The following is a 6005-nucleotide window of genomic DNA, read 5'->3' on the forward strand; positions in this document are numbered from 1 at the left end:
AGGATGGGGAATACGTTGTATTCTTCTGTCAACAGCCCATCGCGCGGATTGATCTGCACCACGGAACGAGTCGCCATATGTGAGTCACCCGATGTCACCCATGTCTCTGAACAAGTGTTACCCATGTGTCTGGTCTATACAGGGCCATGGGGAGGGGCTTGATCGGCACGGGGGAGGGCCCGGACGAAACGTCAATCTCATGAGTTGAGTAAAAAGGTCATCACGACAGATCAGGATGACTATCGTTTGTTCGAACTCCAAGTAAAAACTAGGAGGAGCGATGGAAGCTCTGGAGCACCAACTGGTGCTGTTCCTTCAGAACTTGTTTCAGTGGATGGGATGGGGAGGCGTGGTCATCATCATGGCCCTGGAGAGCGCCAACATTCCCATCCCCAGCGAGGTGACCATGCCCTTGGCCGGCTGGATGTTGGTCCAGGCCCGGGGAGGGACGCTTCTTCAAGCCGTCCTCGAAGGGGGGTTCTACGGAGGGCTGGGCTGCACGCTGGGCTCCCTGCTGTCTTACGGGCTGGGCTATTACGGCGGCAGACCCTTCCTGTTCCGATATGGGCGCTACCTCCTGATCAGCCCGCGGGATCTGGAAGCTGCGGATCGGTGGTTCGCTCGCTGGGGAATGTGGGCCACCTTTCTTTCACGCCTGCTGCCGATTGTGCGCACGTTCATCTCATTCCCCGCCGGAATCACCCGGGTCCCGCTTCTCTCCTTCACAACGTTGACCTTCGCGGGCTCCTTTATCTGGTGCGCCGGCCTGGCAGCGGGTGGTTATCTGTTCGGCCAGCACTGGGAAGAGCTGCGCCGGATGATGCGACCTTTCGATATCCCCATCGCCCTTGCCCTGCTCAGTGGGTTGGTCTATTATCTCTACCGCCATATCCGCCACGCCCGAGAGGGTTATGAGGCGTGGATCCCAGCCGCTGAGGCAGCCGATCCTCGAGAAGAAGGCGCTTAAGAGCCGGTTCAACGCCCCCTGTCCCGGGAAACGCTCCTGCAGCGCAAGGGATGACGGGCTGCCCCTTGGGTGAAACATTTCCATCTCCCCTCCCAGCGCCCTACTTGCAGACGGCCTGATGGGTTGCACCGGTGGTGAGAATTTGGTAAATAAAGATGATCTTCATTATAATAAATTCAATTCGCCATCGCCTGCGCTCCGCTTAAGCGTCAAGGTAACAATCGGCTTCCATCAGCATGCGGAGATCTTGGTCTTCCGTTCATCGCCCCCAAGATCCTCAGGATCCGCGAGCCTGGAGCCGAATTCCTTATCCCTTATTCATTCATGAAAGGAGCCGAGATGTCCCTCTACCGACCAGATTTTGAACCCTGGAAGCCCAACGAGCTTCAGACGCGGGGCGGGAGAACAATCCAGCGAACGGATCTGCGTCTCGATAGCCCACTCCTTGAATTAAACGCCTGGCTGGGCCTTGCCCGCGCCTGCGCCCATAGCGCCCGAGTTCAGGCCATCCTGCTCGCCCTTCAAAGGGATCTTCAGCAGATGCTCAAGCAGCTGATCGCCCTCGACGACTCTCCCAACCATCACTCATCGTTTCTTCCCATGGAGCGGATCGGCTGGCTGGACGAAATCCGGGAGACGCTGGAGCGGGAACGTTCGACCTATGAGTTCCCCGACCTTCCCGGCGATACGGTCAGCGGGGCCATCCTCGATCTCTTGTCGATCATTACCCAACGAATAAGCTCCCAGCTCCATCAGACCGAGGGGCAGATCGACCCAACGATCGAGGGTTATCTGGAGCGATTGCCCAGGCTATTGTTCGCCCTTGCCCGCTACGAGGAAGCCCAGGCAGCTCCCCAGCGGTGATCGCTGGGAGTTGATAGGCAATAAGGCCCTCCTCGATAGCCTCGCTGCCCACGAACGCGCTCTTCCTCCCCGTCACAAAGAGGACTCGCCAGATCCCGCCTCTTGGCCTCCGGGGCAGATCGAGCGCTGCTTTGCTAAAATCCTCTCCAGGTAAGCAACCTGATGCAGAGGATTGGGCGGAAGCGCCGATGCGGGTGCTTCATCTTTATAAGGACTATTTTCCCGTCCTCGGGGGGATTGAAAATCACATCCGCGCCCTGGCGGAGGCCCAGGCCCGTATGGGCCTGGAGGTGACCGTTCTGGTGACCTCTCCGACCCGGAAGACTGTGGAACTCCTGGACGGCTCCGTCCGCGTCCTGAAGACAGCCCGCTGGCTCACCGTGGCCTCGACGCCGCTGAGCCCGGGGTTTTTCGCCCACGCCCGGCGTCTTTTTTCTCGCTGCGACTTGGTTCACCTCCATCACCCTTATCCCCCCGCGGAGATCGCCTATCTCTTGAGCGGAGATGCTGTCCCAGCCGTTCTGACTTACCACAGCGACATCGTACGCCAGCGCCTGACCGGCTGGCTGTACCGACCGATGCTCCGTCGGGTCCTCGCCCGGGTGGTGCGGATCCTGGCGACCAGCCCGCTCTACGTGGAGACTTCCCCTCACCTACGCGCCTTCCGGGACAAATGTCGCATCGTCCCCCTCGGCATCGACACAGCTCGCTTCCTATCCGCGTCGCCAGAGGCCGCACGAGCCCTACGAGCCTCCTGGTGCTCTGCTCCCCATCGCCCCCATGTGCTCTTCGTCGGCCGCCTCCGATACTATAAAGGGATCGATACGCTTCTCCACGCCCTCGCCCACCTGCCCAATGTTCACGCCACTATCGTGGGGACCGGTCCGATGGAGCGCCCCTGGCGCGCGCTGGCCCGGGATCTCAAGCTGCTGGACCGTGTGCATTTCCTCGGGGAGGTTCCGGATCCCGAGCTGCCTCTGGTCTACCACGCGGCGGATCTTTTTGTTCTCCCCGCCAGCGCGCGGGCGGAGGCCTTTGGAACCGTGCTGCTGGAAGCAATGGCCGCGGGTCTCCCAGTCGTGACCACGGAGATCGGAACCGGAACCTCGTGGGTGGTGGGCGAGGCGGGATGGATTATTCCCCCGCGAGATCCGGGGGCGCTGGCGGAGGCGATCCGGGAGATCCTGGGGCAACCGGAGAGGGCCCGGGCCCGAGGACAACGGGGCCGGGAACGCGTGCAGGCTGAGTTCACCCTGGAGAAAATGGCCCAGAACGTGCTGGCGATCTATGAGGAAGCCCTCCACCACGCCAGCGCCCAAAGCGCCAGCCCCAATCCGTAAAGGGGAAGACCCCATCCGATCCACGGGCTCAACCCCAGATGCTGAATCCAGAGCCTCCATATCTGGACCAGCTCGGGCCCCACCCCTCCCACCATCGCCCAGGGCAAAGCCAACGCCAGCCGTCGTCGCCACCCGGCGGGCCAGAGCGGCAAAGTTCCGACCAGGAACATCGTCAACAACCCTCCCAGGAAACCCCCTCGCCCCTCAATGGATAGCGGGTTCAAGAGCTCCGGATAAGGAGGCCAGGTTGCCAGGGACCATAACCCAGCGAGTGCCCACAGCAAACGCCTTCCTATATGAGGTAGTTTCCCTGAATCACTGAGGGCCAGGATGGCCAGCGCCAGGCTCAGCCCCCACAACGGAGCCCACAGGCGTTCCCGTATTAACGGCCCATAACCGGCTCTCTGGAAAAAGACCAGAAATGGAACCAGGTCGAAGCCGGAAAATGTTAACCCGGCCCCATCGCCCTCAACCCATGGCGCCCAGTATCCAACGAGCATCATCCCCCAAGCCAACCAGGCCAATGATCCCAACGCAGTCTTCACGGTGTGGTCCTCTGGCTCTGTACGGCGATTCAGCATACCGGTTTTGCAATGCGAAGCTCAAGCCCTTGAAGCGGAGGGACGGGCAGGCTAACCGCCAGGCAGGAAAAGCTCCATCGGCGTAGGAGTGGGTGGCGGTGGTGGATTGCTCGTCAAGACGCTCGTCAGGATCAAGCTGAGCACCGCCAGAATGGCCAGGATGATGAAAACCGTCTGCTGCCATCGGTAAGAAGGTGAGCGACGCGGCATCGCGCGAATCCTCCTTCGAGCAAAGGATCTCCTCTTCGCCTTCCCAGGAACCTTTGTTCACGCCAGGACACTTGAGCGCCTGTTTTTATGCCGCGGGGATGAGAGAGGAGCAAGACGTCGGAACCAGCAGGCGGCCCTCAGACTCGCGGCACGGGTTCATATATTCCCAAGGCGCCACATTACAATATTACCTGCATTCGCTAGAACTCCACGACCGGATGAAGGCTAAGAAGCCATGGCACGACGCAGCGAGGTGTGGTTCGCCGCTTTGATCCTGCTGATCTCCTGGCATCTGCTCGCCTGGATCGTCCAGCGTCCGATCCTTCCCACGCCGGTCGCCGTTGGGCAGGCTCTGATGCAGGAGCTGCAGGGGGATCTGGCCTTGCATCTTCTGGCCAGCGCCGGACGGGTGATCATCAGCATCATCCTCTCGATCGCCACAGCGGCCCCGCTGGGGCTGGCCCTGGGCCTCAGCCCCCAGCTGCACCGACTGGTTTCCCCGTTTTTATATATTCTCTACCCCATCCCCAAAGTGGTGCTGGTGCCCATTCTGATCTTGTTTTTTGGGGTAGGCGATCTGGCAAAAGTGTCGCTGATTTTCCTGATCCTGTTCTTCCAGATCCTGGTGCTGGTGCGGGATGCGGCGGCGGGCCTGCGGCCGGAGCTGGTGCTATCCGTGCGGAGCTTGGGAGCCGGGCGGCGGGCGCTGTTCCGCTTCGTCTATCTGCCGGCCTCCCTCCCCGCGATCCTCACCGCGGTCCGCCAGAGCATCGGAACGGCGGTGGCTGTGCTGTATCTGAGCGAGCTGCTGGCCACCCGCTACGGCTTGGGGTATTACATCTACATTCAAGCGAGCACCTTCTTTAATTACCCGGCGATGTATGCAGGGCTCGTCCTGATGAGCGGGATGGGACTCGTGCTCTACCAACTGGTGGACGTCCTGGAGCGTCGCTGGTGCCGCTGGCTGTTTACGACATAGGCTTCGAGAGGCGATCCGTGTGTGGGCTGGCCTTTTCTTTAGCGTATCTGCCCGTGCTGCTTTATTCGCTGTTCGTCTGGTGGCTGGACCGCTATGAGAAGGAGCCGAAGCGGCTGATCTTCGCTGCCTTCTTCTGGGGGATGCTCCCCGCCGTGGTCCTGGCCGTTCTGGCGGAGGTCGCGTTGGAGCCGCCCATCGAGGAGGGGCTGTTCCGTGACCTGATCACCGGCAGTCTGATCGCGCCTATCGCGGAGGAGACCGCGAAGGGGCTGTTCCTGCTGCTCCTCTTCTGGTTCCAGCGCCGGGAGATAGACAGCCTCTATGACGGGTTCCTCTACGGCTCCCTCGTGGGATTCGGCTTCGAGGCCGCGGAGAATTTTCTATACCTCATCGCCGCCGGTGAGGAAGGGGGCCAGGAGGCGCTGTTGGGGCTGGCGCTCATCCGGGTCGGGTTGTTCGGCCTGAGCCACGCGGTCTTTACCGGCTTCGCCGGCCTGGGCCTGGCGGCCGCGCGGCTCTCCCCCCATCGGGTCCTCCGTCTGGTTGCCCCGGTGGGAGGTTGGGGAACAGGAGTGGCTTTGCATGCCTTTCACAATGGCATGCTCTCGGTGTTGGGGCATTTAGAGGCGAGCACGGAGATCACGGTATTAGGGTTCCTCAGCGTCGTCGCCGCCAACTGGATGGGCCTCCTGATGGTGCTGTTGCTGGCCAGCTGGGGTCTTTATCGGGAGCGGATGTGGATCACCCGCTACCTTCGCGAGGAAGTGAACGCCGGGATTTTACCGGAGCCGCTCTACCGCGAGTGCCGTTCCGTGTGGCGGCGGGGGGTTCGGCGCTGGCAGGCATTGTTAAGAGGCAATTGGCGGGAATGGCGGCGGCTGGGACATCTGTATGGGGTGGCCGTCGAGCTGGCGTTTCGGAAGCATCAACGGGAGGCGCTGGGGGAAACGCGCTGGGAGCCGGAGATCACGCGCCTTCGTGAGGAACTCGCCCGGCTGACCCAACGCCGCGTCTGATCATGCTTGATGGAATTTCTGTGAGGTGTGGGCCGCTTACGCGGCCCA

General features: G+C 61.5%; 7 protein-coding genes. 5 read left to right on the plus strand and 2 right to left on the minus strand.

All coding sequences use genetic code 11. The features are described 5' to 3' along the window. The first annotated feature begins 280 nt into the window (after positions 1-280). From ACFMO5_RS12670 to ACFMO5_RS12680, 3 genes are all read left to right on the plus strand, one after another. Positions 281-967, plus strand: coding sequence for a DedA family protein (locus ACFMO5_RS12670; protein ID WP_376793115.1), 687 nt, complete (start codon positions 281-283; stop codon positions 965-967). Positions 968-1306: 339 nt separating this feature from the next. Continuing rightward, positions 1307-1831 carry an ATP:cob(I)alamin adenosyltransferase gene (locus ACFMO5_RS12675; protein WP_376793116.1) on the plus strand — a complete coding sequence of 175 codons (525 nt, stop codon included), beginning with the start codon at positions 1307-1309 and terminating at the stop codon, positions 1829-1831. 188 nt (positions 1832-2019) lie between these two features. Next, positions 2020-3171 carry a glycosyltransferase gene (locus ACFMO5_RS12680; protein ID WP_376793117.1) on the plus strand — a complete coding sequence of 384 codons (1152 nt, stop codon included), beginning with the start codon at positions 2020-2022 and terminating at the stop codon, positions 3169-3171. Here ACFMO5_RS12680 and ACFMO5_RS12685 read toward each other — a convergent pair. Next, the gene (locus tag ACFMO5_RS12685; RefSeq protein ID WP_376793118.1) at positions 3117-3716 is read right to left on the minus strand and encodes a hypothetical protein; all 600 of its coding nucleotides are present in this window, start codon (positions 3714-3716) and stop codon (positions 3117-3119) included. The genes ACFMO5_RS12680 and ACFMO5_RS12685 overlap by 55 nt on opposite strands. An 87-nt stretch (positions 3717-3803) precedes the next feature. Further along, complete coding sequence (locus ACFMO5_RS12690) at positions 3804-3962, minus strand: hypothetical protein (protein ID WP_376793119.1); 159 nt, start codon at positions 3960-3962, stop codon at positions 3804-3806. 235 nt (positions 3963-4197) lie between these two features. Here ACFMO5_RS12690 and ACFMO5_RS12695 point away from each other — a divergent pair, with 235 nt between their 5' ends. Beyond that, complete coding sequence (locus ACFMO5_RS12695) at positions 4198-4941, plus strand: ABC transporter permease (RefSeq protein WP_376793120.1); 744 nt, start codon at positions 4198-4200, stop codon at positions 4939-4941. Then, a complete protein-coding gene (locus ACFMO5_RS12700; protein WP_376793121.1) occupies positions 4917-5957 on the plus strand; it encodes a PrsW family intramembrane metalloprotease in 1041 nt (346 codons plus the stop codon). Before ACFMO5_RS12695 ends, ACFMO5_RS12700 begins: the two co-directional genes overlap by 25 nt. Positions 5958-6005 lie beyond the last annotated feature (48 nt).

The sequence above is a fragment of the Thermoflexus sp. genome (genome assembly GCF_042408365.1).
Taxonomy (GTDB): Bacteria; Chloroflexota; Anaerolineae; order Thermoflexales; family Thermoflexaceae; genus Thermoflexus.